The organism is Liquorilactobacillus sicerae, assembly GCF_029916425.1.
In the GTDB taxonomy this organism is placed as follows: domain Bacteria; phylum Bacillota; class Bacilli; order Lactobacillales; family Lactobacillaceae; genus Liquorilactobacillus; species Liquorilactobacillus sicerae.
Genome location: NZ_JAHAVQ010000059.1, coordinates 1 through 773 on the forward strand (window position 1 = coordinate 1; position 773 = coordinate 773).

The following is a 773-nucleotide window of genomic DNA, read 5'->3' on the forward strand; positions in this document are numbered from 1 at the left end:
TAGAATTGCTCACGAATTGATTTGGCAATTGCCTTATATCTTTTTTCATCATATTGATTTGAATGATCGACGGCACCGGGAAGATGCAAACCATCATTTTCATATCGAGGAATAATGTGCCAATGTGAATGGGGAACTGATTGGCCAGCAGCGACACCGTTGTTTGAGAGAATATTTATTCCAAGAATTTTCGGGTTGGAGGCTTTGACTGCCCGTGCGATGATTGGGAGTTTTGTTAAAATTTTTTTCGCTAATTCATCATCGTAGGCAAAAATGTCTTTAACATCTACCTTTGGCACAACTAAAGTATGTCCGGGCGTAGCCTGAGATATGTCTAAAAAAGCAAAAACATCGTCATCTTCATAAACTTTGTAACTAGGTATTTCACCCTGAATGATTTTATCGAATATGTCTTCCATGCCTACATTATATCGGTCTGCTAAAATTTAATCGATAACTATGACACTAAAGATTTCACATTTGACCGGTGGATATGGTCAAACAAAGACAATTAAAGATCTAAATTTTACCGTTGAAGCAGGGACCGTTACTGCTCTAATTGGTTTAAACGGCTCAGGGAAGACAACCACGATTAACCATGTAATCGGATTAATGCAGCCAAAAAATGGCTCGATTTCTTTTAATGGGCAGGATAGCAGAAAAGATTCGTTTAATTATCAGCACAATTTGGCCTATATACCCGAATTGCCAATAATATATGAAGATTTAACTTTATGGGAACATATCCAGACAACAATTGCCGCTTACCATCT

2 protein-coding genes are annotated in these 773 nt (G+C 37.5%); one reads left to right on the forward strand and one right to left on the reverse strand.

The genetic code is table 11. From position 1 onward, the window contains the following. Positions 1–419 (reverse strand): HIT family protein (locus KH893_RS11165; protein ID WP_127825698.1); only part of this gene is annotated, 419 nt, incomplete at its 3' end. 40 nt (positions 420–459) lie between these two features. Here KH893_RS11165 and KH893_RS11170 point away from each other — a divergent pair. Next, positions 460–773 (forward strand): ATP-binding cassette domain-containing protein (locus KH893_RS11170; protein ID WP_281166193.1); only part of this gene is annotated, 314 nt, incomplete at its 3' end.